The sequence below is a fragment of the Actinoplanes sp. NPDC051633 genome (assembly GCF_040681735.1).
Lineage (GTDB): Bacteria > Actinomycetota > Actinomycetes > Mycobacteriales > Micromonosporaceae > Actinoplanes.
In genome coordinates this window covers 1-1,746 of sequence record NZ_JBFAZH010001435.1, presented here as the reverse complement: position 1 = coordinate 1,746, position 1,746 = coordinate 1, and the positions used below count along the sequence as shown (strand labels likewise).

Below are 1,746 nucleotides of genomic sequence, written 5' to 3'. Positions count from 1 at the left end.
AGCGAGGGGGACCGGCTGACCGGCATCGAGACCGTCGCGGCGCTGATCACCGGCCGGGGCGTGCTGCTCGACGTCGGCCGCGCGGTCGGCTCCGGCGGGGAGCTGCCCGACGGCTTCGCCATCACGGCCGAGCACCTGCGGGCGACCATCGACGCCCAGGGGCCGTCGTCGGCCGTCGGCCGCGGCGACCTCCTGCTCGTCCGCACCGGGCAGCTGGCCCGGGCACGCCGCAACGGCTGGGGCGACTATGCCGGCGGCCCCGCGCCCGGCCTGTCGTTCACCACCGCCGACTGGCTGCACGGCACCGAGATCGCCGGCATCGCCACCGACACCTGGGGCTTCGAGGTCCGGCCCAACGAGTTCGACGTCGCGTTCCAGCCGCTGCACCAGGTCGCGATCCCGCACATCGGGCTGTTCCTGGGCGAGATGTGGGACCTCGACGCGCTCGCGGCCGACTGCGCCGCCGACGGGGTGTGGGACTTCCTGCTCACCGCCGCGCCCCTGCCCGTGACCGGCGCCGTGGGCGCCCCGGTCAATCCGATCGCGGTCAAATGACCCGCGTCACCCAGTCAAGCCCGCGTCACCAGTCAAGGGAGTCCTGACATGCCCGCCGTGAACAGCGTCCTGGTGGTCGGTGCCGGCCTCGCCGGCTCGGCCACCGCCATCCGGCTCGCCGAGGCCGGTGTCGCCGTCGACCTCGTCGAGGCCAAGCCGGACGTCGCCGCCACCGGCTCCGGGATCACCCTGCAGGGCAACGCGCTGCGCGAACTGCGCGCCCTGGGCGTGTGGGACCGGGCACGCCGGGCCGGGTACGCGTTCGACGTCACCGGCATCCGGGCGCCCGACCCGGCCGGCACGGTGGTCGCGGAGATCCCCGACGCCCGTACCGGTGGCCCGGATCTGCCGGCCGTGATGGGCATGCCCCGCCCGGCGCTGGCCCGGATCCTGCTCGACCGGGCCACCGAGGTCGGCGCCAAGGTGCGCTTCGCGACGACGCCCACGGGGCTGCACCAGGACGCGAGCGGCGTCGACGTCACCTTCGGCGACGGATCCACGGGCCGCTACGGCCTCGTGGTGGGCGCCGACGGCATCCGCTCCTGGACCCGCCGGGCGGTGGGCATCGAGCTGGAGACCCGCCCGGTCGGCATGGGCATCTGGCGGGCCTTCGGCCCCCGGCCGGCCTCGGTCACGCGGACGGACCTGTACTACGGCGGGCCGTCGTTCATCGCGGGCTACTGCCCGACCGGCGAGGACTCGTTGTACGCGTACGTCGTCGAACCGGCGCAGGACCGCTCCCGTCTCACCCCGCAGCAGCAACTGGACACCATGAAGGAGCTGGCGGCGGCGTACCACGGCCCGTGGGACGAGATCCGCGAGACGCTGACCGATCCGAGCCGGGTCAACTACACCTGGTTCGAGACCCACGTCCTGCCGGCCCCGTGGAACCGCGGCCGGGTGGTGGTCATCGGCGACGCCGCGCACACCTGCCCGCCCACCCTGGCGCAGGGCGGCGCGCAGGCGCTGGAGGACGCCGCCGTGCTCGCCGAGCTGCTCGTCACCGGCGATGACCTCGATGAGCGGCTGTGGGACGCCTTCCACGCCCGGCGCGTCGAGCGCGCCCGCGCCGTCGTCGACGCCTCCAACCAGCTGGCCCAGTGGCAGCTCGACCATGGATGAAAATATTCTCTTGGAACCATACTTAATATAGAAATATCAACTTCTGCCATTAAAAATAATGCCAATGAG

General features: G+C 72.7%; 2 protein-coding genes and 1 pseudogene. 2 read left to right on the top strand and 1 reads right to left on the bottom strand.

Annotated elements, in window-relative coordinates; all coding sequences use genetic code 11:
• Together AB0M20_RS41805 and AB0M20_RS41800 are read left to right on the top strand one after the other, a co-directional pair.
• Window positions 1-555, top strand: a 555-nt coding sequence (locus AB0M20_RS41805) for a cyclase family protein (RefSeq protein ID WP_364306903.1), incomplete at its 5' end; no start/stop codon positions are given.
• A gap of 48 nt (window positions 556-603) precedes the next feature.
• Window positions 604-1,677: an FAD-dependent oxidoreductase gene (locus AB0M20_RS41800; RefSeq protein WP_364306901.1), complete on the top strand. Its 1,074-nt coding sequence runs from the start codon at window positions 604-606 to the stop codon at window positions 1,675-1,677.
• Here the strand turns inward: AB0M20_RS41800 and AB0M20_RS41795 are convergent.
• Window positions 1,671-1,746: pseudogene (locus AB0M20_RS41795) on the bottom strand (23S rRNA (adenine(2058)-N(6))-methyltransferase Erm(B)); the annotation flags it as partial. The gene AB0M20_RS41800 and the pseudogene AB0M20_RS41795 sit on opposite strands and share 7 nt — an antisense overlap.